The sequence below is a fragment of the Streptomyces katrae genome, assembly GCF_002028425.1.
Lineage (GTDB): Bacteria > Actinomycetota > Actinomycetes > Streptomycetales > Streptomycetaceae > Streptomyces > Streptomyces katrae_A.
Map to the genome: position 1 here is coordinate 2,236,379 of NZ_CP020042.1, position 25,708 is coordinate 2,262,086.

Genomic DNA, 25,708 nt, shown 5'->3' on the forward strand with positions numbered 1-25,708 from the left:
GGAGACGGCCGATCAGGCCCGCTGGTGCAGGCCCAGGTTCTCGTAGATTTCGAGAGTCGCCGTGGAATTGTTCAGCGTGATGAAGTGCAGTCCCGGAACACCTTCGGACAGCAGCCGCGCGCAGAACTCCGTGGCGAACTCGATGCCAATGGAGCGTACAGCGGCCGGATCGTCCTTGACGGCGTGCATGCGGTCTTTCACGGCGTCGGGGAAGACCGCGTTGCTCAGCTGGGGCAGTCGGTCGAGCTGCTTGATACCCACAACAGGCATGACCTCGGGGATGATCGGGGTCTCGCAGCCCGCCTTCTGGACGCTGTCGCGCAGCCTCAGATAATTCTCGGGGTCGAAGAACATCTGGGTGATGGCGTAGTCCGCACCTGCGCGGCACTTGTCCACGAAGTGCCGGATGTCCGTATCCCAGTTGTCGGAGCGGGGGTGCATCTCGGGGAAGGCGGCGACGCCCACGCAGAAGTCGCCGGACTCCTTGAGCAGGCGGACGAGGTCGGCCGCGTAGTCCACGCCCTCGGGGTGCTTGACCCACGGGCCCATGGGGTCGCCCGGCGGGTCGCCGCGGAGCGCGAGCATGTTGCGGATGCCGGCGTCGGCGAACTGGCCGATCACGTGGCGCAGCTCGGCGATGGAGTGGTCCACGGCGGTGAGGTGCGCGACGGGGGTCAGGGTGGTGTCGGCGGCGATCTGCTGGGTGGCGCGGACGGTGCCGCCCCGGGTGGAGCCGCCGGCTCCGTACGTGACGGAGACGAAGCTCGGGGAGACCGCCTCGATCCGGCGGAGCGCGTTCCAGAGGTTGCGCTCGCCCTTCTCGGTCTTGGGGGCCCAGAACTCGAAGGAATACGAGGCTCCGGACGCGAGGAGGTCGCGGACCGTGTGTGCACGGTCCGACCAGGTGGAAGCGGTACCAAGGGCCATATGGGCAGGTTAGACGCGCCCCGCCGGACGCCGAAGCACTGTCCATCCATTGGACAGATTTTTGGACACCCGGGCGCGGGCCCGAGCGCGGCACGAGCTCCGCGCGAGTGGGCTACGAGACCGGCCGCCCGGGATCCGTCACGCGAGGCGGGCGCGGACGCGCTTGGCCAGGTCGGCGGCGGCGGCCCCGGGGTCGGTGGCCTCGGTGATCGCACGGACGACCACGACGCGGGTGGCTCCGGCGTCGAGGACCTCGTCCAGGTTCGCGGCGTCGATGCCGCCGATGGCGAACCAGGGGCGGTCCTGCTCCAGGGAGGCCGCGTAGCGGACGAGGCCGAGGCCCGGGGCGTAGCGGCCGGGCTTGGTGGGGGTGGGCCAGCAGGGGCCCGTGCAGAAGTAGTCCACGCCCGGTTCGGCGACGGCGGCGTCGACCTCGGACTCGGCGTGGCAGGAGCGGCCGATCAGGACGTCCCGGCCGAGGATGGCGCGGGCGGCGGGGACGGGGATGTCGCCCTGGCCGAGGTGCAGGACGTCGGAGCCGATGGCGTGCGCGACGTCGGCGCGGTCGTTCACGGCGAGCAGCTTGCCGTGGCGGCGGGCGGCCTCGGCGAACACCTGGAGGTGTTCGAGTTCCTCGCCGGCCTCCATGCCCTTGTCGCGGAGCTGGACGATGTCGACGCCGCCGGCCAGGACGGCGTCGAGGAACTCGGGGAGGTCCCCCTGCCGCTTGCGGGCGTCCGTGCACAGGTAGAGCCGGGCGTCGGACAGCTGCTGCATGGGAGTACCCCTTGGCGGTGATGGAGTGCGGGCGGGCCGAGGTTACCCGGCCCGCCCGCATCCGTGGATCAGCCGGTCAGAGGGCGAGCGCCTGAGCGCGGCGCTTCACCTCCGTGCCGCGGTTCTCCCGCAGCGCCTGCACGGGGGTACCGGGCAGGGAGGGGTCCTCGGTGAACAGCCATTCCAGCATCTCCTCGTCGGAGAAGCGGTCGTCGCGCAGCACGGTCAGCAGGCCGACGAGCCCCTTGACGACCTTGTCGCCGTCGATGAACTGGGCCGGAACCTGCAGCGCGCGGTTCTCGCCCCGGCGTACGGCGATCAGCTGCCCTTCCTTGACCATCTGGCGGACCCGGGTCACCTCGACGTCGAGCATCTCCGCGATGTCGGGGAGGTACAGCCAGGAGGGGACTAGGGCATCGATCTTTGCGTCAATCTCGGTCACGGACACAAGCCTGCCACCTCGGCGGGGCGCCCGGTACCCGGCCCCGTCCGTCCGGGTCCGGGCCGGTGCGCGGACAGGCGTCCGGGCCGGTGGGCGGACAGGCGTCCGGGCCGGGGCCCGGGGCCGGGTGCGGGTGCGGGCCCGGGCACGGACCCCTGTCGGAGGGGTCCGTCAGGCGGCGGCCGATTTCAGCGGGACGCCCGGGTCGGCGACCTTGGCCGGGTCGACAGGGGTGCCCGACTCGATCAGCTTGCGGCCCTGGGCCAGGTCCCGGGGCCGGCCCACGGCCAGGACGGCGACGAGCACGTCCCCGCGCAGCCAGCACACCGACCAGGTGTCGCCGTCCGGGTCGCCGCGCCACAGCAGGGTGTCGGCGCCGCCGTGGTGGCCCGCGTACTGCACGAAGCGGCCGAACTGCTCGGACCAGAAGTACGGCACCGGGTCGTAGGCCTGGACGGCCTCCCCGGCGACGATGTTCGCCGCGACGGCGCGGGGGCCCTGGAGGGCGTTGTCCCAGTGGTGGACCAGCAGCCGGGTCCCGTAGCGGGCCGACGGGAAGGAGGAGCAGTCGCCGACGGCGTACACCCCGGGCAGCGAGGTGCGCAGGTGGGCGTCGGCGGTGACGGAGCCGTCGGGGCCCCGCTCGACGCCGCTGCCGGCGAGCCAGTCGGTGGCGGGGCGGGCGCCGATGCCGACGACGACGGCCCCGGCGGGCAGCTCGCGGCCGTCCGCGAGGAGCACCCGGCCCTCCTCGATCCCGGCCACCTTCGCGCCGGTGAGCAGGGTGGCGCCGGCGCCCTCGTACCAGCGGGCCATGGGGGCGGCGACCTCGGCGGGCAGGGCCCCGGCCAGGACCCGGTCGGCCGCCTCGACCACGGTGACGGCGCAGCCGGCCTCGCGGGCGGCGGTGGCGAACTCGGCGCCGATCCAGCCGGCCCCGACCACCACGACCCCGGGGGCGGCGGCGAGCACGGGGCGCAGCCGGGCGGCGTCGTCGAGGGTGCGCAGCAGGTGGACGCCGGGGACGCCCTCGGTGCCGGGCAGGGTCAGCGGGGTGGCGCCGGTGGCCAGGACCAGGACCTCGTACGGGACGGGTCCGGCCTCGGTGTCCAGCTCGCGGTCGGCGGCGCGCAGGCCGGTGACCTCGGTCCCCAGGCGCAGGGTGATGCGCAGGCCCTCGAAGTCGACGTCGAAGGCGGAGTCCTCGGCCTTGCCGAGCAGCACCGCCTTGGAGAGCGGGGGGCGGTCGTAGGGCTGGTGGGGTTCGGCGCCCAGCAGGGTCACGGGGCCGGTCCAGCCCTGGTCCCGCAGGGCCACCGCGGTCTGCACGCCGGCCATGCCGGCGCCGACGATCACCACGCCGGGCCCCGGCTGCTCCGTCTGTTCCGTCTGCTGCTGCGTCTGCTGCTGCGTCTGCTCACTCACACGGTCAGCCTAGCCACCTGACGACCTGTCAGGAAAGCGGGGGCCGCCCGGCGCGGGGAGGCAGCCTTACCCGCCACCGGCCCCGGGGTTAGTCTGGCCACCGTACCTATCGCGGGAGTCCGGGCGCACCGGGCTGAGAGGGAGGCTGGCCGGCCTCCGACCGTACGAACCTGATCCGGGTCATGCCGGCGAAGGGAGGGGCTGGACGCCCATGCACGCATCCGACAAGGGATCCGACCACCGGGGCCACGACGTCCGCCACGACGTCCTCGTCATCGGTGGCGGGATCATCGGTCTGGTCACCGCCTGGCGGGCGGCCCGGCACGGGCTGCGCACCGCGCTCGCCGACCCCGACCCCGGGGGCGGCGCCGCCCGGGTCGCGGCCGGCATGCTCGCCGCCGTCACCGAGCTGCACTACGGCGAGGAGACCCTGCTGGGGCTCAACCTCGCCTCCGCCGCCCGCTACCCGGAGTTCGCCGCCGAGCTCACCGAAGCCAGCGGCGGCATGGACCTCGGCTACCGCGCCTGCGGCACCCTCGCCGTCGCCCTCGACGCCGACGACCGCCTCCACCTGCGGGAACTGCACGCCCTCCAGCGGCGCTGCGGCCTGGAATCCGAGTGGCTCACCGGCCGCGAGTGCCGCCGCCTGGAGCCCATGCTCGCCCCCGGGGTGCGCGGCGGGCTGCGCGTCGACGGGGACCACCAGGTGGACCCGCGCCGCCTCGCCGCCGCCCTGCTCACCGCCTGCGAGCGGGCCGGGGTGCGCATCCACCGCGCCGGCGCACGCCGGCTGCTCGTCACCGCCGACCGGGCCCGCGGGGCGCTCCTCGACGACGGCACGGAGCTCCTCGCCGACCAGGTGGTCCTCGCAGCGGGCTCGCTCAGCGGCCGGCTGGAGGGCGTACCGGAACAGGTGCTGCCGCCCGTACGGCCGGTCAAGGGACAGGTGCTGAGGCTGGCCGTACCGCCCGCCTACGCGCCGTTCCTGTCCCGGACGGTACGGGCCGTGGTGCGCGGCAGCCACGTCTACCTGGTCCCGCGCGAGAACGGCGAGCTCGTCATCGGCGCCACCAGCGAGGAACTCGGCTGGGACACCACCGTCACCGCGGGCGGGGTCTACGAGCTGCTGCGCGACGCCCACGAGCTGGTCCCCGGCATCACCGAGCTGCCGCTGGTCGAGACCCGGGCCGGGCTGCGCCCGTGCTCCCCCGACAACGCCCCGCTGCTCGGCCCGACCGACCTGCCCGGACTGCACCTGTCCACCGGCCACTACCGCAACGGGGTGCTGCTGACCCCGCTCACCGGCGACGTGATGGCGGAGCTGCTGACCACCGGCGCCGTGCCGGAGATCGCCCGTCCGTTCTCCCCCCGCCGCTTCTCCCCCGCACGTCAGGAGTCGTACGCATGACCATCTCCGTCAACGGCGAGCCGCGCGAGGTCGCGGCCGGCACCACCCTCGACGCGGTGGTCGCCACCCTCACCACGGCCCCGTCCGGCGTGGCCGCCGCCCTCAACGAGACGGTCGTCCCACGCGGCCGGTGGTCCCTCACCCCGGTCGGCGACGGCGACCGGGTCGAGGTCCTCACCGCGGTCCAGGGAGGCTGAGCGCGATGGCCGACGACCTGTTCGCCCTGGGCGGCCGGACCTTCTCCTCCCGCCTGATCATGGGCACGGGCGGCGCCCCGAGCCTGGAGATCCTGGAACGCGCCCTGATCGCCTCCGGCACCGAGCTGACCACGGTGGCGATGCGCCGCCTGGACCCGACGGTGCAGGGCTCGGTCCTGTCGGTGCTGTCCAAGCTGGACATCGCGGTCCTGCCGAACACCGCGGGCTGCTTCACCGCCGGCGAGGCCGTCCTGACGGCCCGGCTGGCGCGGGAGGCCCTGGGCACGGACTGGGTCAAGCTGGAGGTGGTCGCGGACGAACGGACCCTGCTGCCGGACGGGGTGGAACTGCTGGACGCGGCGGAGGTCCTGGTCGACGAGGGCTTCACGGTCCTCCCCTACACCAACGACGACCCGGTGCTGGCCCGGAAGCTGGAAGACGTGGGCTGCGCGGCGATCATGCCGCTGGGCTCCCCGATCGGCTCCGGGATGGGCATCCGCAACCCGCACAACTTCGAGCTGATCGTGGAGCGGGCCGGGGTCCCGGTGATCCTGGACGCGGGGGCGGGGACGGCGTCGGACGCCGCCCTGGCGATGGAGCTGGGCTGCGCGGCGGTCATGCTGGCCTCGGCGGTCACCCGCGCCCAGGAGCCGTCCCTGATGGCGGCGGCCATGCGCGACGCCGTCTCGGCGGGCCGCCTGGCCCACCGAGCGGGCCGCATCCCGCAACGCCGCTTCGCGGAAGCCTCGTCCCCGACGGAGGGCCGCGCCACCCTGGACCCGGAGCGGCCGGCGTTCTGAGGGGGCCGCGGGGCTCGCGACGGGGGCACGCCATCTCCCCCTCGAGGGGCGGACGCGGAACGGCGCCTGCCCACCCGCCCCCGGGTGCGGGCGGTGGGATGGGGGGCGGCGTCCCGCCGGGCGGTGACCGGACAGCCGGACGGGATCCGGGAGGAGCGGGGCCCCACTCGGCGGTCTCAGGGATGGGTTGGGGCTTTCCCGTCAGTCTCATCGTCCTTCCGCGTCGGGCCACCCTGTCAAGGGTCGCCGCAGGCGATCGCGCAGCGACGCGACCGAAGGGAGCGCCCTTGACAGGGCGGCCCGGACCGGAAGGACAGTGGGACTGACGGGAAACCCCCAGACCGGCTCTGAGACCGCTGAACGGGGCACCGCCTTCCCCCCGGCCCCGCCCGGCATCCCACCGCCGCCCCGCCCCCGCACCCCGAGCCAGCACCCCGAGCCACCGGCACCGCCCCGCCGGACCCGCCCCCGCACCCCCGCGCCCCCGAGCCCCGCCCCCGCATGTCACGGCTGCGCTGCAAGCGTGGACGCCCCGGCCGGGGGTGGCGGAGGTCCTCGTAGAATCGCCGGGTGGATACGACCCTGGATGACCCCCTCGTCGGGCGCGTGCTCGACGGCCGCTACCGCGTCGACGCGCGCATCGCCGCAGGCGGCATGGCGACGGTCTACCGGGCGCTCGACACCCGCCTCGACCGCGTCCTGGCGCTCAAGATCATGCACCCGGACCTGGCCGCCGACACCGCCTTCGTGGACCGTTTCATCCGCGAGGCGAAGTCCGTCGCACGCCTGGCCCACCCCAACGTCGTGGCCGTCTTCGACCAGGGCACGGACGGGCCGTACACCTACCTGGCGATGGAGTACATCTCCGGCTGCACCCTGCGCGACGTCCTGCGCGAGCGCGGCGCGCTCCAGCCGCGGGCCGCGCTCGACATCCTCGAACCGGTCCTCGCCGCCCTCGCCGCCGCCCACCGCGCCGGCTTCGTCCACCGGGACATCAAGCCCGAGAACGTCCTGATCGGCGACGACGGCCGGGTCAAGGTCGCGGACTTCGGCCTGGTCCGCTCCGTGGACGCCGCCACCCACACCACCGGCTCCGTCCTCGGCACCGTCTCCTACCTCGCCCCCGAGCAGATCGAGGACGGGGTCTACGACACCCGCGTGGACGTCTACGCCTGCGGCGTCGTCCTGTACGAGATGCTCACCGGCTCCAAGCCGCACACCGGCGGCACCCCGGCGCAGGTCCTGTTCCAGCACCTCAACGAGGACGTCCCGCCCCCGTCGGCCGCCGTCCCCGGGCTCCCCGCCGCCCTCGACGAGCTCGTCGCCCGGGCCACCGCCCGCACTCCGGAGCTGCGCCCCACGGACGCCGCCGCCCTGCTGGGCCTGGCCCGCGAGGCACGGGCGCGGACAGGCGAGGCCGAGCTGGACGCCGTGCCGCCGCAGGCGCGGTCCACCGAACGGTCCGCCGCCGAGGACCGCACCAGCGTGATCCCGCGCCCCCTGGCGGGGCAGGCCGCCGAGCCCGTCCTGCACCACACCTCGCGCCTGGAGCGGCCCACCGCCCCGGCGCCCGAGGCGCCCCCGGCGCCCCGTCGGCAGCGCCGCGGCACGTTCCTCGTCATCGCCGCGGTCCTGCTCGCCCTGGGCATCGGCACCGGCGTCTGGTACATCAACTCCGGGCAGTTCACCAAGGTCCCCAACCTCCTCGGCAAGACGGAGGACCAGGCCAGGGCGGAGCTCTCCGCCGCCGGGCTCGGCGTCAAGAAGGTCGACCGGAAGTTCAGCGAGGCCTTCGACCGCGGGACGGTCATGGACTCCGACCCCGCCGGCGGCAAGAAGATCCGCGGCAACGGCGCGGTGACCCTGACCGTCTCGCGCGGCCCCGAGCTGGTCAGCGTGCCCGACCTCAAGGGCCGCCCGCTGGAGGACGCCAAGGCGGAGCTGACGAAGGCCGGGCTGGCCCCGGGCATCGTCACGCAGGCCTTCAGCCAGGACGTGGCCCAGGGCTCGGTGATCTCCACCGACCCGGCGGGCGGCCAGAAGCGGGCCCCCGACTCCGCCGTCGCCCTCCAGGTCAGCAAGGGCCGTCCGGTGCAGGTCCCCAGCGTCACCGGACAGCCCGCCGACCAGGCGCGCGCCGCGCTGGAGGCCCTCGGCCTGAAGGTGGCGACCTCCCCCGACCAGGTCAACTCCCCCGCGCCCGCCGGAACGGTCGCGAACCAGTCGGTCGCCGCGGGCACCCAGGCGGCGGGCGGGGACACCGTCACGCTGACCCTCTCCAAGGGCCCCCGCCCCGTCCAGGTGCCGAACGTCGCCGGCCAGGACGTGGACACGGCCCGCAAGACCCTGGAGGCCCTGGGCTTCAAGGTGAAGGTGGAGCGCCCCTTCCTGTCCTTCAGCAGCACGGTGGACACCCAGTCGCTGCCCGCCGGGCAGAGCGCCCCCGAGGGCAGCACGATCACCATCAAGACCAAGGGGCTCTGAGCAGCGGTGCTTCGCAATCCCGTGGGCGGGCACGTGCCCGTCGCCGGCGGGCTCGCCTCGGTGGGCCTGACGTACGCCCGTGAGATGGGCGCCGAGGCCGTCCAGGTCTTCGTCGCCAATCCGCGCGGCTGGGCCACCCCGACCGGGAACCCGGCGCAGGACGAGCTGTTCCGCGCGCAGTGCGCCGAGGAGTCGGTCCCGGCGTACGTGCACGCCCCGTACCTGATCAACTTCGGCTCGCACACCGAGGCGACCGTGGAGAAGTCGGTGGAGTCCCTGCGGCACTCCCTGCGCCGGGGCCGGGAGATCGGCGCGCTCGGGGTGGTCGTGCACACCGGGTCGGCGACCGGCGGCCGCCCGCGCGAGGCGGCGTACGCGCAGGTCAGAGAGCACATGCTGCCGCTGCTGGACGAGCTGACGCACGAGGACGACCCGTTCCTGCTGCTGGAGTCCACGGCCGGGCAGGGCTCCTCGCTCTGCTCGCGCACCTGGGACTTCGGCCCGTACTTCGAGGCGCTGGACCACCACGAGAAGCTGGGCATCTGCCTGGACACCTGCCACATCTTCGCGGCGGGCCACGACCTGGCGGAGCCGGGAGGCACCAAGCAGACGCTGGACCTGCTGGTGGACACGGTCGGCGCGGGCCGGCTCAAGCTGATCCACGCCAACGACTCCAAGGAAGGCGTCGGCGCCCACAAGGACCGGCACGCCAACATCGGCCAGGGGCACATCGGCCGCGAGGCCTTCGCCGAGCTGTTCTCGCACCCGGAGATGGACGGCGTACCGCTGATCATCGAGACGCCGGGCGGCAAGGAGGGGCACGCGGCGGACGTGGCCCTGCTGAAGGAGCTCCGCGACCTGCACTGACACCGCGAACATCCTGAGGGAATACCCCTGGGGGGTATACGGTTCCACCAGTCGGCGGGACCGCCACCCGGCGTTCCCCCGGGCCTTCAGGGGGTAGTCATGGAACAGGCGCACGAGCACCACGAGCACCATGAACATCACGAGCACCACCACGGAGACCACGGACACCACGGTCACGAGAGCCACGGCGGCCACGCCGGACACGAGAGCCACGCCGACCACGGCAGCCACGCCCACCACGCCGGACCCGTCGGCTGGGGCATGGCCGCCAAGGCCACCCTCCACTGCCTCACCGGCTGCGCCATCGGCGAGGTGCTCGGCATGATCGTCGGCACCGCCCTGAGCTGGGGGAACCTCCCGACGATGGTCCTGGCCATCGTCCTCGCGTTCTTCTTCGGCTACGCCCTCACCCTGCGCGGCATCCTGGCCGCCGGCGTGGACCTCCGTTCGGCCGTCCGGGTGGCGCTGGCCGCGGACACCCTGTCGATCGCCGTCATGGAGCTGATCGACAACGGCGTCATCGCCGTCTGGCCGGGGGCCATGGACGCCCACCTCTCGGAAGGGCTGTTCTGGTTCGCCCTCGCGGTCTCGCTCGCGCTCGCCTTCGTCGTGACGACCCCGGTCAACAAGTGGATGATCGGCCGCGGCAAGGGCCACGCCGTCGTCCACCAGTACCACTAAGGGAGGGTCACAGCTCCGGACCGTCCCCCGGCCCCTCCTGGTACGAGTAGCGCTGCTCGCGCCAGGGGTCGCCGATGTTGTGGTAGCCGCGCTCCTCCCAGAAGCCGCGGCGGTCGGCGGTCATGTACTCGATGCCCCGGACCCACTTGGGCCCCTTCCAGGCGTACAGGTGCGGGACCACCAGGCGCAGCGGGAAGCCGTGTTCGGCCGTCAGCGGTTCGCCGCCCATGTGGGTGGCGAAGACGGTCCGGTCGGAGGCGAAGTCCGCCAGTCTCAGGTTCGAGCTGAAGCCGTACTCGGCCCACACCATCACGTGCGTGACCTGCGGGGCGGGCGGGGCCAGGGAGAGGATCTCGCGGGCCAGCACCCCGCCCCATTCGGCGCCCTGCATGCTGAACTTGGTGACGCAGTGCAGGTCGGCCACCACGGAGTCGAACGGCAGCGCCGCGAACTGCTCGTGGTTCCAGCAGTGCTTCTCACCGTCGGCCGTCGCCCCGAAGACGCGGAACTCCCAGCGGTCCGGCTTGAACTTGGGGACGGGCCCGTAGTGGGTGACCGGCCAGCCCCTCTGCAACCGCTGCCCCGGAGGGAGCTCGACCTGCTCTGCTCCCGGAAATTCCCGGCTGTCCGGCTGACCCATGCCTCCATGGTGACAGACGTGGCGGGGTGGTCACGACCAGGTACGAAACGAAACGGGCAACTACCAGCAACTCATACTAAGGAGGCACTTACTGGACGGCCCCGTACGGCGGTGCAAAGATGCGCGCACTACCCAGTCACCTCGCTGACATTGCCTGGAAGGAGCCTCTGCGATGCAGGGCGACCCCGAGGTCCTCGAGTTTCTGAACGAGCAGCTGACCGGCGAGCTCACGGCCATCAACCAGTACTGGCTGCACTACCGCATCCAGGACAACAAGGGGTGGACGAAGCTCGCCAAGTACACGCGTGAAGAGTCCATCGACGAGATGAAGCACGCGGACAAACTCACCGAGCGCATCCTCATGCTCGACGGTCTGCCGAATTACCAGCGCCTCTTCCACGTGCGCGTCGGACAGACGATCACCGAGATGTTCCAGGCCGACCGGCAGGTCGAGGTGGAGGCGATCGACCGCCTCAAGCGCGGTATCGAGGTCATGCGCGGGAAGGGCGACTTCACCTCCGCCCGCCTCTTCGAGGAGATCCTGGAGGACGAGGAGCACCACATCGACTACCTCGACACCCAGCTGGAGCTCATCGAGTCCCTGGGTGAGGCGCTGTACATCGCCCAGCTCATCGAACAGCCGAGCTGACGGATCAGACCGGTCGGGTGACTGGGCGACTCGGACGGCTCAGGCGACTCGGACGGCCCGGAGGCCTCAGGCGGCTTCCGCCAGCTGCGGTGCCGGGTCGGCGGCGAGGACGGCGGCCGCGTTGCCCTTCTCCAGCAGTTCCCGGCGCGGGCACGCGCCACGGCCCAGGATGCCCTGGATGGTCCGCACGCAGGAGCCGCAGTCGGTGCCGGCCTTGGTGGCCGAGGCGATCTGGCGGGGGGTGCAGGCCCCGGCGGCCGCGTGTTCCTTGACCTGCTTGTCGGTGACCCCGAAGCAAGAGCAGACGTACACGCGGTTCACCTCCCTGAGCGGAATGGTTCTTGCAGCCACCCCGGTGCGGTGAGGCTTACCTAACCGTACCCAAAGTTAGGTAAGCCTAAAAGGCCCGGGGACGAGGATGGGGCGCGGATCACATGGATCCGCGCCCCTTCCTCACTCAGAGCTCATCGGCCCGTCACTGGTCGCGGTACATCTCCGCCACCAGGAAGGCCAGGTCCAGCGACTGGCTGCGGTTGAGACGCGGGTCGCAGGCCGTCTCGTAGCGCTGGTGCAGGTCGTCGACGAAGATCTCGTCGCCGCCGCCCACGCACTCGGTGACGTCGTCACCGGTGAGCTCGACGTGGATGCCGCCCGGGTGGGTGCCCAGCGCCTTGTGGACCTCGAAGAAGCCCTTGACCTCGTCCAGGACGTCGTCGAAGCGGCGCGTCTTGTGGCCGGAGGCCGCCTCGAAGGTGTTGCCGTGCATCGGGTCGGTGACCCAGGCGACGGTCGCACCGGACGCGGTGACCTTCTCGACCAGCTCGGGGAGCTTGTCGCGGACCTTGTCGGCGCCCATGCGGACGACGAAGGTCAGCCGGCCCGGCTCACGCTCGGGGTCCAGGCGGTCGATGTAGGTCAGCGCCTCGTCCACAGTGGTGGTCGGGCCGAGCTTGATGCCGACCGGGTTGGCGATCTGCGAGCAGAACTCGATGTGCGCGTGGTCCAGCTGGCGGGTGCGCTCACCGATCCAGACCATGTGGCCGGAGGTGTCGTACAGCTTGCCGGTACGGGAGTCCGTACGGGTGAGGGCGCCCTCGTAGTCCAGCAGCAGGGCCTCGTGCGAGGAGTAGAACTCCACCGCCTTGAACTCGGCCGGGTCGGTGCCACAGGCCTTCATGAAGTTCAGCGCGTTGTCGATCTCCCGCGCGAGCTGCTCGTAGCGCTGCCCGGACGGGGAGGACTTCACGAAGTCCTGGTTCCAGGCGTGCACCTGGCGCAGGTCGGCGTAACCGCCGGTGGTGAAGGCGCGCACCAGGTTCAGCGTGGAGGCCGACGCGTGGTACATCCGCTTGAGCCGCTCGGGGTCCGGGACGCGGGCCTCTTCGGTGAAGGCGAAGCCGTTGACCGAGTCGCCGCGGTAGGTCGGCAGGGTCACGCCGTCGCGGGTCTCGGTGTCCTTGGAGCGCGGCTTGGAGTACTGGCCCGCGATGCGGCCGACCTTGACGACGGGCACGGAGGCCGCGTACGTCAGGACGGCGCTCATCTGGAGCAGGGTCTTCAGCTTGGCGCGGATGTGGTCAGCGGAAACGGCGTCGAAGGCCTCGGCGCAGTCGCCGCCCTGCAGCAGGAACGCCTCGCCCTTGGCGACGGCTCCCAGACGGGCGCGCAGCTGGTCGCACTCGCCCGCGAAGACGAGCGGAGGATACGACTCGAGGTCCGCGACGACAGCGCGCAGGGCCTCGGCATCGGGGTACGAAGGCTGCTGCGCCGCGGGAAGGTCTCGCCAGGTCGCCTTGGCGGCGAGGGCGTGGTTTTCAGCGTTCACGGTCACCTCGTACACATTACGTCGTCATTCGCCGTGTCCGGCCGGACGCCCACCTGGTGAGACGGTGTCGTTCGAAGGTCCACGGACCCCGGATGAACGGAATTCAAGGTTCATATGCCGGAGGAGGCGGGATGCGGCAGGACGGCGGCCGTTTCGGCTAGGGTGCCTCCCATGTACGCGCTCTCCGTCCAGAACTGGTGGTGGTCCGCTCCCGGCGGCCCGCCCCTCGTGCGTACCCACTGACACGAGCGACACGAAGGCCGCCCCGAGGGGCGGCCTTCTGCGTACGCAGGCAGACACGGGCCGCTCCTCCTCCCGACACCCCACCGGAAGGACGCCCGCTCCATGCCCCAGCCTCAGTTCTCCCCGTTCTCACCGTTCTCCCCCTTCGCCCTCTCCCGGCTCCTCGACGACGGCGCCCCGCCGTTCGCGCTGCTGCGCCGGCGCACCCCCGGCCGGGACCACGACACCGTCGAGGTGCTCCTCGGCCCGGTCCACGAGGCCGCCCGCCTGGCCGACCTGCCCGTGCGCGAGCTGCCCACCCTGGCGCTGGTCCCGTTCCGGCAGATCCGCGAGCGCGGGTTCGACGTGCGCGACGACGGCACCCCGCTGAGCGTGCTGTGCGCCGAGGAGGCCTACGAGGTCCCGCTCGCAGAGGCACTGGCCGCCCTCCCGGACCACTGCGTACGGGTCGAGGGCGGGGGCTTCGACGTGGGCGACGAGGAGTACGCGGCCACCGTCGAGCGGGTGATCCGGGACGAGATCGGCCGGGGCGAGGGCGCGAACTTCGTGATCCGGCGGACGTACGAGGGCCGGATCGGCGGTTTCGGCCGGGCCGACGCCCTGGCCCTGTTCCGGCGGCTGCTGGAGGGCGAGCGGGGCGCGTACTGGACGTACGTGGTCCACACTCCGGACCGCACCCTGGTCGGGGCCAGCCCGGAGGTCCACGTCCGGATGACGGGCGGCACGGTCGTGATGAACCCCATCAGCGGCACCTACCGCTACCCGGCGGGCGGGCCGACCGCCGAGTCGCTCCTCGCCTTCCTCGGCGACCGCAAGGAGACCGAGGAGCTGTCGATGGTGGTGGACGAGGAACTGAAGATGATGTGCACGGTCGGCGACATGGGCGGCACCGTGGTCGGCCCCCGCCTGCGGGAGATGGCCCACCTCGCGCACACCGAGTACGAGCTGCGCGGCCGCTCCTCGCTGGACGTCCGGGAGGTGCTGCGGGAGACCATGTTCGCGGCGACCGTGACGGGCTCGCCGGTACAGAACGCCTGCCGGGTGATCGAACGGTACGAGAACGGGGGCCGCGGCTACTACGCGGGCGCCCTGGCCCTGCTCGGCCTGGACCCCTCCGGCGCCCAGACCCTGGACTCCCCGATCCTGATCCGCACCGCCGACATCGCCCCGGACGGGACGCTGCGGGTCCCGGTCGGGGCCACCCTGGTCCGCCACTCGGACCCGCGGGGCGAGGTGGCCGAGACGCACGCCAAGGCCGCCGGTGTGCTGGCCGCGCTGGGCGTGCGCGGGGCCGCGCCCCGCCCCGCCTCCTCCGGTGGCGCCCGGCTGGCGGACGACCCCCGGGTGCGGGCGGCACTGGCCGCGCGGCGGGCGGACCTGGCGCCGTTCTGGCTGCGGATGCAGGAGCGGATGCCCGCCGCCGGGGGACACGCGCTGGTGGTGGACGGCGAGGACACCTTCACGGCGATGCTGGCGCACGTGCTGCGGGCGGCGGGCCTGTCGGTGACGGTGCGCCGCTACGACGAGCCGGGGCTGCGGGAGGCGGCGTCGGCCTGGGAGGGCCCGGTCGTCCTGGGCCCGGGCCCGGGCGACCCGGCGGACGGGGCGGACCCGAAGATGCGGATGCTGCGCGGGCTGGCGGGCGAACTGCTCGCCTCGCACCGGGGCGGGCTGCTCGGCGTCTGTCTGGGCCACGAGCTGCTGGCGGAGCAGATCGGCCTCCCCCTCGTCCGCAAGGCGGAGCCGGCACAGGGGGCGCAGGTGCGGATCGACCTCTTCGGCAGGCCGGAGGTGGTCGGCTTCTACAACACGTACACCGCCGCCTGCGACGCCGGGACGCAGGCGGAGCTGGCGGCGCACGGGGTCGAGGTCTCCCGGGACCCGCTCACGGACGAAGTCCACGCCCTGCGCTGCGCGGCGCGCGGCTTCGCAGGGGTCCAGTTCCATCCCGAGTCGGTCCTCACGCTGCGGGGCGCGGAGCTCGTCGCCGGCCTGGTCCGGGCCGTGGTCCCGGTGGGGCGGGGCGCGTAGCGGGGCGGGGGCGGGCCCTGCGGGGCCGGTCCCCGGTGCCGACGGGGCCGTGAACAGCCCCGCCGGCACCCCGGCGGCGGGGTCAGCCGAAGAAGACGCCCGCCTCCTCGTACAGCGCCGGGTCCACCGTCTTCAGCCTCGCCGTCGCCTCGGCGATCGGCACCCGCACGATGTCCGTCCCCTTGAGCGCGACCATCTTCCCGAAGTCCCCGTCCCGCACCGCGTCGATCGCGTGCAGCCCGAAGCGCGTGGCCAGCCACCGGTCGAAGGCGCTCGGGGTGCCCCCGCGCTGGATGTGCCCGAGGACCGTGGTGCGGGCCTCCTTGCCGGTCCGCGCCTCGATCTCCTTGGCCAGCCACTCCCCGACACCCGACAGCCGGACGTGCCCGAAGGAGTCCCGGGACACCGCGTCCTTGAGCACCAGGTCGCCGTCCTTCGGCATGGCCCCCTCGGCCACCACCACGATCGGCGCGTAGCTCGCCTTGAAGCGGGAGGTCACCCAGGCGCAGACCTGGTCCACGTCGAAGCGCTGCTCGGGGATGAGGATGACGTTCGCCCCGCCCGCGAGCCCGGAGTGCAGGGCGATCCAGCCGGCGTGCCGCCCCATCACCTCGACGACCAGGACCCGCATGTGGGACTCGGCCGTGGTGTGCAGCCGGTCGATGGCCTCCGTCGCGATGCCGACGGCCGTGTCGAAGCCGAAGGTGTAGTCGGTGGCCGACAGGTCGTTGTCGATGGTCTTGGGGACGCCGACGCAGGGGATGCCGTACTCCTCGTACAGCCGGGCGGCCACGCCCAGCGTGTCCTCGCCGCCGATCGCGATGAGCGCGTCGACCTCGGCCTTGGCGAGGTTGTCCTTGATGGAGCGGACCCCGTTCTCGGTCTTGAACGGGTTGGTGCGCGAGGAGCCGAGGATGGTGCCGCCGCGCGGCAGGATCCCGCGGACGGCGGGGATGTCCAGCGGGACGGTGTCCCCCTCGACCGGCCCCCGCCAGCCGTCCTTGAATCCGACGAACCCGTATCCGTACTCCTGGACGCCCTTGCGGACGACGCCCCTGATCACCGCGTTGAGCCCGGGGCAGTCGCCGCCGCCCGTGAGCACTCCGACCTTCATGGAATCTCCCTTCGCCATGACGGCCACGCTAGTGGTGACCCAGGTCACAGCAAGGGGCCTGGAGTGGGCAATTCCGGTGGAATTACGGGGCGTTGCGTACGCGTGTTCACTCGTACGGGGAAGTAAGTACGACCGGCGGGTACGCCGGAGCACCCTCAGGCGTCGTCGAGCCCGCGCTCTATCGCGTACCGCACGAGCTCCACCCGGTTGTGCAGCTGGAGCTTGCCGAGGGTGTTCTGCACGTGGTTCTGCACCGTGCGGTGCGAGATGACCAGCCGTTCCGCGATCTGCTTGTACGACAGCCCCTTGGCCACCAGCCGCAGCACCTCGGTCTCCCGGTCGGTCAGCTGCGGCGCCTTCGGCTCGTCGGCGGCGGCCGGCGCCGGGTCGGTGGCCAGGCGCCGGTACTCGCCGAGCACCAGCCCGGCCAGGCCCGGGGTGAACACCGGGTCGCCGGCGGCGGTGCGGCGCACCGCGTCGATCAGCTCCTGGGCCCCGGCCGACTTCATCAGGTAACCGGTGGCCCCGGACTTCACCGCCTCCAGCACGTCCGCGTGCTCCCCGCTCGCCGACAGGACCAGCACGCGCAGCGCGGGGTCGGTGCCGACCAGCTCCTTGCAGACCTGGACCCCGGGCATGCCGGGCAGGTTGAGGTCGAGGACCAGCACCCGCGGGGCGACGGCACGGGCCCGGCGCACCGCCTCGGGGCCGTCCCCGGCGGTGGCGACCACGTCGAAGCCCGCGGCGGCCAGGTCGCGGGCCACCGCGTCCCGCCACATCGGATGGTCGTCGACGACCATCACCTTGATGTCATGGAGCCCGTCGCCGCTGCCGACGCCGACGCCGTCACTGCCGCTGCCGCTGCCGCTGCCGTTCACTGGGTCCTCCCCCTCGGTACTTTCAGTTCCACTTCGGTGCCCTGCCCGGGGACGGACACCAGCTCGGCGCTGCCGCCGAGGTCGCGCAGCCGGCCCCGGATGGACAGGGCCACGCCCATCCGTCCCTCACCCTCCGCCTGGTCGAGCCGGCCGGCCGGGATGCCCGGGCCGTCGTCCCGTACGGTCACGATCACCTCGTCGCCCCAGTCCTCGACCAGGATCCAGGCGCTGGCCCCCTCCCCGGCGTGCTTGCGCACGTTGTCCAGGGCGGCGCCCACCGCCGCGGCCAGCTCCCGCGCGGCAGGCGCGGGCAGCGGCACCGGGGCGCCCGGCTCGGCGAAGCTCACCCGGGAGCCGGCGTGCGGGGCCAGCAGGGCCCGCAGGTCCAGCTCGCCCTCGTCGGCGCCCGGCTCCTCCACCTCGTACGTGTCCACCCGCGCGCCCAGCGCCTCGTCACGCGAGACCCGGGAGGGGCGGACCAGCCCGCTGGAGACCAGCGTGCGCAGCGCCACCTCCTGCTCCCCGGCCATCCGGCCCAGCTCGGCGGCCTCGCCGCCCAGCTCGGTGCCCCGCCGCTGGACCATGGCGAGGACCTGGAGGACACCGTCGTGGATGTCGCGGGCGAGGCGTTCGCGCTCCCGGGTCGCGGCCTCGATCTCCAGGGCGCGGGCGAGGGTCGCCTCACTGGCCCGGGCGACCTCGACGACGTAGCCGAGGGCGATGGAGGCGACCCAGACCAGCAGCACGTTGTGGAGGGTGTCCCGGGTGGGGTCGCCGCCGTGGATGGCGATGTTGGCGACGGCCACGAAGGTGGAGGCGATACCGGCCCACCGCCAGCCGCCCTTGAGGGCGAAGGCGAGGACCGAGCCGGCCGTCCAGATGCTGGGGAGGGTGGGGCCGCCCGCCTGGATGCGGGCGTGGGCGTCGGCGAGCGGGGTCAGGGCGATCCCGGCGAGGGCGACGGTGAGGTCCGCGGCCAGGAAACCCCTGGTGCAGTGCGCCGCGCCGCCCACCCGGCGGTAGGTGGCCAGGGTCCAGACGACGAGGACGGCGAGGTAGCCGACCGCGACGCCGGGACGGACGAAGTCCTTGTGGGCGGAGAGGAACAGCAGCACCGCGTAGACCATGGTGAGCAGCCGGTACGCGGTCAGCGCCCGCCACAGCGGCTGCTCGACCGACATCCGCACGACGCGCTCGCGCTTCGCCGCCATCTCCCCCACCCCCGCCGCGCGGACGGCAGCCTGCCGCCCGCGGGAACTACTCCGCGCCGCCGTCGCCCTTGTCGGCCTTGGCCGCTTCCTTGGCCGCCTTCTCGGCGTCCGCGATCTGCCGCTTGGCGGCGGTCGCGTAGATGTCGACGTACTCCTGGCCGGACAGCTTCATGATCTCGTACATGACCTCGTCGGTCACCGAGCGCAGGATGAAGCGGTCCCCATCCATGCCCTGGTAGCGGCTGAAGTCCAGCGGCTTGCCGATCCGGATGCCCGGGCGCATCAGCTTCGGGACCACCTTGCCGGGCGGCTGGATCTTCTCGGTGTCGATCATCGCCACCGGGATCACGGGCGCACCGGTGGCCAGCGCCACCCGCGCCAGGCCACCGGGCTTGCCGCGGTAGAGGCGGCCGTCGGGTGAACGGGTCCCCTCGGGGTAGATACCGAACAGCTCTCCGCGCTCGATGACCTCGATACCGCTCTTGATGGCGGCCTCGCCCGCACCGCGCGCGCCGGAGCGGTCCACGGGGAGCTGGCCGACGCCCTTGAAGAAGGCCGCGGTCAGCTTGCCCTTGACCCCGGGGGAGGTGAAGTACTCCGCCTTTGCGATGAAGGTCACCTTCCGGTCCAGCACGGCCGGGAGGAAGAAGGAGTCGGAGAAGGACAGGTGGTTGCTCGCGAGGATCGCCGGCCCCTCCGCGGGAATGTTCTCGAGGCCCTCCACCCACGGCCTGAAGGCGAGCTTCAGGGACCCGCCGATGGAGAACTTCATTGCGCCGTAGATCAACTCGAAAGCCTTCCTGTGTCTGTCGATCAGACCATAACCCCTGGCTCCGCCGAGAGCGCCCGACGACCCTGGTCGGTGTCATCCCGGTCGCGTACGGTGAAGTCACACAGCGCGACGCACCCGTACGTACCCGTACCCCGCACGCGTCAAGGCCCTCGTCGAGTCGTAGTCCTCTCGTAGTCCTCGTAGTCCTCTCGTAGTTCTCACCCATCAAGGAGACTGTGGTGCCCGTCCTCCCTGGAGCAGAGCCGTTCCGCCACGAGGGCGGAGAGGTGGGCGTGCTCCTCTGCCACGGCTTCACCGGTTCCCCTCAGTCGCTGCGCCCCTGGGCCGAGTACCTGGCCGAGCGCGGACTGACGGTCTCGCTGCCGCTGCTGCCGGGGCACGGCACGCGCTGGCAGGACATGCAGCTCACCGGCTGGCAGGACTGGTACGCCGAGGTGGACCGGGCGCTGAGGGAACTGCTGGACCGGTGCACGCAGGTGTTCGTGTTCGGGCTCTCGATGGGCGGCGCGCTGACCCTGCGGCTGGCCGCCAAGCACGGGGAGGCGATCAGCGGCATCGTCCTCGTCAACCCGGCCAACAAGGTGCACGACCCGCTGGCCGTGGCCCTCCCGGTGGCCAAGCACTTCATCCGGTCCACGGCGGGGATCGCCAGCGACATCGCCAAGCCGGGCGCGGCGGAGGTCGGCTACGACCGGGTGCCGACGAAGGCGGCGCATTCGCTGAGGAAGTTCTTCCAGCTGGTCGACACCGAGCTGCCGCAGGTCACGCAGCCGGTGCTGCTGCTCCACAGCCCCCAGGACCACGTGGTCCCGCCGGTGGACTCGGAGCGGATCCTGGCGCGGGTGTCGTCGACGGACGTCACCGAGACCCTGCTGGAACAGAGTTATCACGTCGCGACGTTGGACCATGACGCGGAGCGGATCTTCGCGGACAGCTATGCGTTCGTCGGGCGGCTCGCGGAGAGCGTCGGCAGGGAGGGGGCGGCCAGCGGTGGCTGAGCACGAGGAGTCCTCCGGGGGTGTGCCCCCGCTGGACGAGGAAGCGGCGTGGGCCGCGATCGTCGCCGGGTACGGGCAGGAACCGCCGGACCCGCCGGGGGCCCGTCCGTTCCGGCCCATCGAGAACCTGATGCTGCCGGAGGAGGACGTCCAGCCGGAGCCCCCGGCCGCCGCCCCGACGGCGCCGACGGCCCTGGGCAGCTCGGTGGTCTTCGCCCCGGGCGTCGGCCTCGGGCCCCGCGACCACACCCCGGCGGAGCCGAAGGACGAAGACCTGGCGGGCGAAGCGGGCGACGAGGGCCACTTCGTCCCCCCGGAACCCCCGGAGCTCCCGCCGGCGGACACGACGGCGAAGTTCGCCTGGCTGGCGGTGGTCGGCGGCCCGGTACTGCTGCTGGTGGCGGTACTGCTCCAGTGGGACATGACCTGGTGGCTCACCACCCTGGGCATCGGCGGCTTCCTGGGCGGCTTCGCCACCCTGGTGGCCCGCATGTCGGGCGACACGGACGACGGCGACGACGACCCGGGCCGCGGCGCGGTGGTGTAGGGGGTTGTCCCTCGCGGCGCGGTACTGACGCCGTCCGCGGCGACGCCTCGCGGCGCGGGCCCGCCATCTCCCCCTCGAGGGGTAGGGGCGGGCCGGTAGCTGCCCACCCGCCTCCCCCGGGCGGCCGGGGCCGGCCGCTCGGCGGAGCCTTGGCCGGGCGGAAGCGGAGAGGCGGCCGGGACCGGTGTGCGCAACAGATCGCTACGCGCTGCCCTCGTCTCAGCGTCTGCGAGCCGTCTGGAGCGCTGTCGTCGGGCGATTCACCACCCGTTCAGCGAAACCTCCGGACCGGCGTTCAAGTACTGACGAAGAGCGCTTGATGTGGTGTCCACGAAAGCGTCGGGGATGGCGTCGGCGGCGACCCAACGGACCTGGGAGTGCTTGCGGGGTTCGCGGTTTTCAGGTTCGCCGGTCCATTCGTTGGCAGCGAATACGACGGTGAGGAATCCGTTGGGGGCTTCGACGCCCCAGGCTCCGTGGATGATGTGGGCCACCTTGAGGGACTCCGGCTTCACGGTGAGGCCCGTCTCCTCGTAGAGCTCGCGGACGGCGGTCTCGGTGATGGGTTCGCCCGGTTCGCTCTTGCCGACGGGGAGGTCCCACATGCCCTGGGCGAACTTGGCGTTCTCACTGCGCTGGAGGAGGACGACGCGGTTGGTGGCCTTGTCGTGGACGATGACGGCCGCGACCAGCAGGGTCATCGATTCGAGCGCCGGCTTGAGGGCTTGGGAGCGGTCGTCGGTCTGCTGGGCCACGGTGTTCCCTTCGTCGGACGGTTGTTGGGCATGTTAGGCGAGGGCCTCGCGGGCTCTGCGGGCGAGATCGGCGGCGCCGGGGACGCGGCGGTGCTGGTAGACCGCGAGGGTGGAGCGGATCGAGGTGATCGCCTTCCGGGTCCGGTCGGACGTCATGCCCTCCATGAGGACGAGGGCCTGGGTCCACGCGGAGACGGCTTCGTCGGCGCGGGCCTGAGCGGCGAGGCTGTCGCCCAGGTCGGCGTGGGTGAGGGCGTGGACGCGCTTGTACTTGTCCGGGTCCCAGCGGGTGAGGGCGTCGCGGTGCTGCTGTTCGGTGCCGACGTGGTCGGCGAGGTCGGTCAGGGTGCGGGCGGTGTGGCTGGCCACGGTGCCGGCGGCGGGGCCGCTGACGCGGGAGTAGCTGGGCTGGGGGCCGTCGTCCCGGAGCAGGGCGTCTTCGGCGGCGAGGAGGGCGCGTGCAGCCGAGGGGCTCGCGTCGGTGGCAGCGTAGGCGCGGGCATGGGTGATGTGGAGAAGGGCTTCGGTCTGGCCGTCGACATGGCCGAGGCCACGTCGCAGGGCGCCTTCGACCAGGTCGACGCAGTGATGGGGCTGTTTGAGGCTCAGGGCCTGATGGGCGAGGGCGCGCATCATCCAGGCAGCGTGGCCGTGGGGGTCGGCTTCGCAGGCGAGCTGGTAGCCGACCTGGTAATAGCGCTGGGCGGCGCCTTCGTGGCCCAGGTCGTGGTGCTTCCACCCGGCGAGGTAGGCGAGTTCGGCGACGGCGCCGAAGGCGGCCTGGCGTAACGGCTCAGAGGGGAAGCGGCCGCGGAGCATCGGGGCGGCGGTGTCGGCGAGGTAGGCGGTGACGGTGGTCAGACCATGGCCGCCGCCCAGGCGCTCGTCGGCGGCGCTGAAGGCTGCGGTGATCTGGCGTACGACGTCGATGTCGTCGGTTCCGACCAGGGAGCGGCCGGTACGGGCGCGGAGCATCCGGGAGGTCGCCTCGTGGTCGTGGAGCAGCGGCATGGCGACGCCTGCCGTGGTGAAGGCTGCGATGGCGAGGAATCGGCGGCGTTCGACGTCCGCGCGGCCGAGATCGGTGACGGTCAGGACCGGGTCGCCGTTCGAGGTGGCTCCGGCATCGCCGGGCTGGAGGCCGATCTCGGTCGGGGTGACGATGCGGCCGAGGCGGCGGGAGAGGGCTTCGGCAAGGTACTGGCCGGTCTGGCCCGAGGGCTCGCGGGTGCCGTTGGCCCAGTGGGAGATCGCGGACTTGTTGGTCTGGAGGAGTTCACCGTTCTCGGCTGCGATGCGGCGGACGTCGTGGGCGAGCGATTCGTACGTGCATCCGGCCTCGTGGATGGTCTCGCGCAGGCGGGAGTTGGCGTCGGTCGGCGCTGGCACGTTCCTCCGTCCCGGAGCTGTAAACCGCGTATACCGCTTGGGCCCGGTCACACCGTACCCACTCTGCGTAGCGGACGGTTCACTTATCGACAGCCGCCCCACCTTCGGGCCGGGCGGCCCCCAAGTTCCGTACGCCCCAACGGGCTCGGGCATTCCTATGCCCTGGCCCGGACGATCAGAGACGGAGACACCGTGACCATCATCGACACCACGACCATCACGGTCGAGCTGCCTGACGCCTTCGACCCGCGCTGGAACCGGCTGCCCGGCATCCAGGTCGAGGGACGACGCATCACCATCGACCCGGCCGAGTACTTCTTCCGCTTCGAGTCCAGCACCTGGCTCCTCGCCGACTGGGAGCTGGTCAAGGCCCAGCTCCTGGACGTCGACGAGACGACCGAGAGTGCGGTCGAGCAGCTGGCGCTCGACTTCATCAAGAACCACGCCGAGTCCACGTCGGATGCCGCCCGCGTCCTGGCGACGGCGTACGAGGTGTACGCGTACCTCTTCCGCGACGAGCACCTCTCCGGCCTGGACCTCCCGCAGATCACCGCCGAACACCTGCGGATGCTCCGCGAGGCCGCCACGCTCATGGCGCTCAACAAGGTCGAGCTGGACGGGCACATCTCCAACGTCGGCCCGTGCTGGTTCTTCCCCGCCGCCACCTCCGTCGTCTTCGACCTGGAGGACGAAATGGGCGGGATGCTCGACGAGGTCTACCACGGCGGCTGGTTCAACGAGCACCGCCGCATCGAGTCCATCAAGGGCCACGCCGCCCTCGGGGGCCGTCTCGTGCACGGCTGCCAGTCCGTGCCGGACCAGACCGGCGGCGTCGTCGCGCCCTACGGCGCCTCGATGGCCAACTTCCGTGACGACCTCGCCGCGTTCAAGGCGGGCTGGATCGAGCAGGTCTACGCCCACCGCGTGACCGCCCCCGAGTAGGCCCCAGTCCGGCTTCGGGGCGGACGACACGCTCGCCCCGAAGCCGTCCATCCCCCCCTCCGGAGACACCCCCATGGACCAGAGCCTGACCACCACCCTCCTCGACGACCTGTGCACCCTCCTCCACAAGCCCGTCCCCCAACGCACCGAAATCCGTGTCTGGGGCATGTCCGGCGTCGAACGCGTCACCTTCCCCGACGGGACCACCTCCGTCTTCAAGTACGCCAAGGAGCCCTTCGACCGCGAAGCCCAGGCCCTGCGAATCGCCCACCAGCGCGGTCTGCCGGTCCCCGAGCTCCACGCCACCGCCGTGCAGGACGACTGGCTCGGGATGCTCATGGACGACCTCGGCACTCCGGTACGTGAGGCCGACGACGTAGACGGTGCCACCGCCGCCGTCCAGCTCCACCGGGCCCGCCCGGCCAACGGTCTGCCCTTCCTCGACGGCAACGGTCTGGCGTCCCTCCCCACCCGGGCCCTCGACCACCTCCAGCGCCTCCGCAAGGCCGGTCGGTGGACGGACTGCGACGACATCGAAACCGCGCTGCGAAAGACCTCCGCAGCAGCCGGGGCCCGCGCCCGGGGAGCGACACTGGACCCGTTCGGCTGGGTCCACTCCGAGTTCCACCCCACCAGCCTCCACATCGGCGAGAACGGCTGGCACCTGCTCGACTTCGCCCGCGCCTTCACCGGCCCCGGCCTGATCGACCTCGCCTCGTACCACGGCACCACCGACACACCGGACCCCGTCCGCCTCCGGGTGTTCCTCGATCAGTACGTCACCGCAGGCGGCCACGAGGACGCCCTCGCCCCCCGGGGCGGCCTGGCGGCCGAGGCATGGGCCCTGGGCTGGCACCGCATGTGGGCCGTCGAGTGGTTCATGGAGCAGGCGATCCGCTGGATCAACGATCCGACCAGGGACTTCGCTTACATCCCGGTCGTCCGCCGCCACCTGGGTGACGTGGTCCACTTCCTGGAGGTCTAGTGCTCGCCCAGGTCTCCCCCTGGTACGCCCACGCCGTCCAGCGCCTCGCCGGCGCCCCGACGCACGCCCTCACCCCTCCCGCACGGATGGAGTGGACCACCCGCCCCGGCCTGGGCCCCGGCGCGGAGCTCCTCGGCCGGGACCTGCGCGGCAAGCGCCTGCTGGAACTGGGGTGCGGCCCGGGCCACAACGTCGCCCACCTCGCCCACCACCATCAGGCCCCCACGACGGGCGTCGACCTGGTCGGCCTCCAGGTCCGCCGGGCACGCTCCCACTACGGCCACATCACCGGCACCACCTTCTCGGCCGGCCACGCCCTGCACCACCTCCAGGCCACCGCCCGGACCTTCGACGGGATCTACTCCGTCTTCGGCGCCGTAGGCCTGGTCGCCCCGGACCTCCTCCTCGCCGAGATCTCCCGCCACCTGGCGCCCGGCGGCGTCCTGGCCTTCTCGGTTCCCCACCCGGCCCGGGCCGGAAGACATCCTTCGCCGGACGACCGCCCCCGCGAGGACTACGTCACCATGCCCGACCGCACCCGCCACCCCATCGCCCGCTGGGAGTTCGACGCGCACCGCTGGGCCGCCCACCTCGCCCGCACCGGCCTGCGCACCACCGCCGCCCTCGACCTGCGCCACCCGCGCCTGGACCCGTGGCCCACCACCCTCCTGATCACCGCCCGCAAACGCTGACCGCCACC

The 25,708-nt window shown here is 72.4% G+C and carries 26 protein-coding genes and 1 riboswitch; of the genes, 13 read left to right on the forward strand and 13 right to left on the reverse strand.

Features of this window, described 5'->3' with window-relative positions:
* Positions 1-12 precede the first annotated feature (12 nt).
* The 4 genes from metF to B4U46_RS10185 form a co-directional block, all read right to left on the reverse strand.
* Positions 13-927 (reverse strand): methylenetetrahydrofolate reductase [NAD(P)H], encoded by a 915-nt coding sequence (gene metF, locus B4U46_RS10170; RefSeq protein ID WP_079426157.1) that lies wholly within the window; start codon positions 925-927, stop codon positions 13-15.
* A gap of 138 nt (positions 928-1,065) precedes the next feature.
* On the reverse strand, positions 1,066-1,704 hold the full coding sequence (gene thiE, locus B4U46_RS10175) for a thiamine phosphate synthase (RefSeq protein ID WP_079426159.1): 639 nt from the start codon (positions 1,702-1,704) through the stop codon (positions 1,066-1,068).
* 76 nt (positions 1,705-1,780) lie between these two features.
* Positions 1,781-2,146 carry an Rv2175c family DNA-binding protein gene (locus tag B4U46_RS10180; RefSeq protein ID WP_045949327.1) on the reverse strand — a complete coding sequence of 122 codons (366 nt, stop codon included), beginning with the start codon at positions 2,144-2,146 and terminating at the stop codon, positions 1,781-1,783.
* A 171-nt stretch (positions 2,147-2,317) separates the two neighbouring features.
* Positions 2,318-3,571, reverse strand: coding sequence for an FAD-dependent oxidoreductase (locus B4U46_RS10185; RefSeq protein ID WP_079426162.1), 1,254 nt, complete (start codon positions 3,569-3,571; stop codon positions 2,318-2,320).
* Positions 3,572-3,672: 101 nt separating this feature from the next.
* Positions 3,673-3,785, forward strand: a riboswitch (TPP riboswitch).
* Between B4U46_RS10185 and thiO the strand changes: the two genes are divergently transcribed.
* From thiO to B4U46_RS10215, 6 genes are all read left to right on the forward strand, one after another.
* Positions 3,783-4,979 (forward strand): glycine oxidase ThiO, encoded by a 1,197-nt coding sequence (gene thiO / locus B4U46_RS10190; protein WP_079426164.1) that lies wholly within the window; start codon positions 3,783-3,785, stop codon positions 4,977-4,979. It overlaps the preceding riboswitch by 3 nt.
* A complete protein-coding gene (gene thiS / locus B4U46_RS10195; RefSeq protein WP_079426167.1) occupies positions 4,976-5,176 on the forward strand; it encodes a sulfur carrier protein ThiS in 201 nt (66 codons plus the stop codon). The genes thiO and thiS overlap by 4 nt, the downstream gene beginning before the upstream one ends.
* 5 nt (positions 5,177-5,181) lie before the next feature.
* Positions 5,182-5,976, forward strand: coding sequence for a thiazole synthase (locus B4U46_RS10200; RefSeq protein ID WP_079426170.1), 795 nt, complete (start codon positions 5,182-5,184; stop codon positions 5,974-5,976).
* Positions 5,977-6,546: 570 nt separating this feature from the next.
* Entirely contained in the window at positions 6,547-8,460 is a 1,914-nt protein-coding gene (gene pknB, locus B4U46_RS10205) for a Stk1 family PASTA domain-containing Ser/Thr kinase (RefSeq protein WP_079426173.1), read from the forward strand.
* 6 nt (positions 8,461-8,466) lie between these two features.
* Entirely contained in the window at positions 8,467-9,327 is an 861-nt protein-coding gene (locus B4U46_RS10210; RefSeq protein WP_079426176.1) for a deoxyribonuclease IV, read from the forward strand.
* Positions 9,328-9,426: 99 nt separating this feature from the next.
* Complete coding sequence (locus B4U46_RS10215; protein WP_079426179.1) at positions 9,427-10,008, forward strand: DUF4396 domain-containing protein; 582 nt, start codon at positions 9,427-9,429, stop codon at positions 10,006-10,008.
* A gap of 7 nt (positions 10,009-10,015) precedes the next feature.
* Here the strand turns inward: B4U46_RS10215 and B4U46_RS10220 are convergent, their stop codons facing one another.
* A complete protein-coding gene (locus B4U46_RS10220) occupies positions 10,016-10,648 on the reverse strand; it encodes a sulfite oxidase-like oxidoreductase (RefSeq protein WP_079426182.1) in 633 nt (210 codons plus the stop codon).
* A 172-nt stretch (positions 10,649-10,820) separates the two neighbouring features.
* Between B4U46_RS10220 and bfr the strand changes: the two genes are divergently transcribed.
* Entirely contained in the window at positions 10,821-11,297 is a 477-nt protein-coding gene (bfr, locus tag B4U46_RS10225; protein ID WP_079426190.1) for a bacterioferritin, read from the forward strand.
* Positions 11,298-11,363: 66 nt separating this feature from the next.
* Here the strand turns inward: bfr and B4U46_RS10230 are convergent, their stop codons facing one another.
* The gene (locus B4U46_RS10230) at positions 11,364-11,618 is read right to left on the reverse strand and encodes a (2Fe-2S)-binding protein (RefSeq protein WP_079426193.1); all 255 of its coding nucleotides are present in this window, start codon (positions 11,616-11,618) and stop codon (positions 11,364-11,366) included.
* A 154-nt stretch (positions 11,619-11,772) separates the two neighbouring features.
* On the reverse strand, positions 11,773-13,137 hold the full coding sequence (locus tag B4U46_RS10235) for a class II 3-deoxy-7-phosphoheptulonate synthase (RefSeq protein WP_185117263.1): 1,365 nt from the start codon (positions 13,135-13,137) through the stop codon (positions 11,773-11,775).
* A gap of 330 nt (positions 13,138-13,467) precedes the next feature.
* On the opposite strand from B4U46_RS10235, the gene B4U46_RS10240 reads away from it, so the two are divergent.
* On the forward strand, positions 13,468-15,396 hold the full coding sequence (locus B4U46_RS10240; RefSeq protein WP_079426196.1) for a chorismate-binding protein: 1,929 nt from the start codon (positions 13,468-13,470) through the stop codon (positions 15,394-15,396).
* A gap of 82 nt (positions 15,397-15,478) precedes the next feature.
* On the opposite strand, the gene B4U46_RS10245 is transcribed toward B4U46_RS10240, so the two are convergent.
* The 4 genes from B4U46_RS10245 to B4U46_RS10260 all read right to left on the reverse strand — a co-directional run bounded on the left by B4U46_RS10245 (position 15,479) and on the right by B4U46_RS10260 (position 19,371).
* Positions 15,479-16,510, reverse strand: coding sequence for a 6-phosphofructokinase (locus B4U46_RS10245; RefSeq protein ID WP_079426199.1), 1,032 nt, complete (start codon positions 16,508-16,510; stop codon positions 15,479-15,481).
* 155 nt (positions 16,511-16,665) lie between these two features.
* A complete protein-coding gene (locus B4U46_RS10250) occupies positions 16,666-17,310 on the reverse strand; it encodes a response regulator (protein ID WP_079431668.1) in 645 nt (214 codons plus the stop codon).
* A gap of 74 nt (positions 17,311-17,384) precedes the next feature.
* Positions 17,385-18,599: a MacS family sensor histidine kinase gene (gene macS / locus B4U46_RS10255; RefSeq protein ID WP_237292767.1), complete on the reverse strand. Its 1,215-nt coding sequence runs from the start codon at positions 18,597-18,599 to the stop codon at positions 17,385-17,387.
* A 46-nt stretch (positions 18,600-18,645) separates the two neighbouring features.
* A complete protein-coding gene (locus tag B4U46_RS10260; RefSeq protein ID WP_079426205.1) occupies positions 18,646-19,371 on the reverse strand; it encodes a lysophospholipid acyltransferase family protein in 726 nt (241 codons plus the stop codon).
* Positions 19,372-19,610: 239 nt separating this feature from the next.
* On the opposite strand from B4U46_RS10260, the gene B4U46_RS10265 reads away from it, so the two are divergent.
* Positions 19,611-20,390 (forward strand): alpha/beta hydrolase, encoded by a 780-nt coding sequence (locus tag B4U46_RS10265; RefSeq protein WP_167747580.1) that lies wholly within the window; start codon positions 19,611-19,613, stop codon positions 20,388-20,390.
* Positions 20,383-20,937 (forward strand): hypothetical protein, encoded by a 555-nt coding sequence (locus tag B4U46_RS10270; protein WP_079426211.1) that lies wholly within the window; start codon positions 20,383-20,385, stop codon positions 20,935-20,937. The genes B4U46_RS10265 and B4U46_RS10270 overlap by 8 nt, the downstream gene beginning before the upstream one ends.
* Before the next feature lie 260 nt (positions 20,938-21,197).
* Here the strand turns inward: B4U46_RS10270 and B4U46_RS10275 are convergent, their stop codons facing one another.
* Together B4U46_RS10275 and B4U46_RS10280 are read right to left on the reverse strand one after the other, a co-directional pair.
* Entirely contained in the window at positions 21,198-21,692 is a 495-nt protein-coding gene (locus B4U46_RS10275) for an NUDIX domain-containing protein (RefSeq protein WP_079426214.1), read from the reverse strand.
* 33 nt (positions 21,693-21,725) lie between these two features.
* Positions 21,726-23,081 (reverse strand): helix-turn-helix domain-containing protein, encoded by a 1,356-nt coding sequence (locus B4U46_RS10280; protein WP_079426217.1) that lies wholly within the window; start codon positions 23,079-23,081, stop codon positions 21,726-21,728.
* A gap of 192 nt (positions 23,082-23,273) precedes the next feature.
* Here B4U46_RS10280 and B4U46_RS10285 point away from each other — a divergent pair, with 192 nt between their 5' ends.
* The 3 genes from B4U46_RS10285 to B4U46_RS10295 all read left to right on the forward strand — a co-directional run bounded on the left by B4U46_RS10285 (position 23,274) and on the right by B4U46_RS10295 (position 25,700).
* A complete protein-coding gene (locus B4U46_RS10285) occupies positions 23,274-24,023 on the forward strand; it encodes a hypothetical protein (RefSeq protein ID WP_079426220.1) in 750 nt (249 codons plus the stop codon).
* Between the two features lie 73 nt (positions 24,024-24,096).
* A complete protein-coding gene (locus B4U46_RS10290; RefSeq protein WP_079426221.1) occupies positions 24,097-25,008 on the forward strand; it encodes a phosphotransferase in 912 nt (303 codons plus the stop codon).
* Positions 25,008-25,700, forward strand: coding sequence for a class I SAM-dependent methyltransferase (locus B4U46_RS10295; protein ID WP_079426223.1), 693 nt, complete (start codon positions 25,008-25,010; stop codon positions 25,698-25,700). Before B4U46_RS10290 ends, B4U46_RS10295 begins: the two co-directional genes overlap by 1 nt.
* Positions 25,701-25,708: the final 8 nt, after the last annotated feature.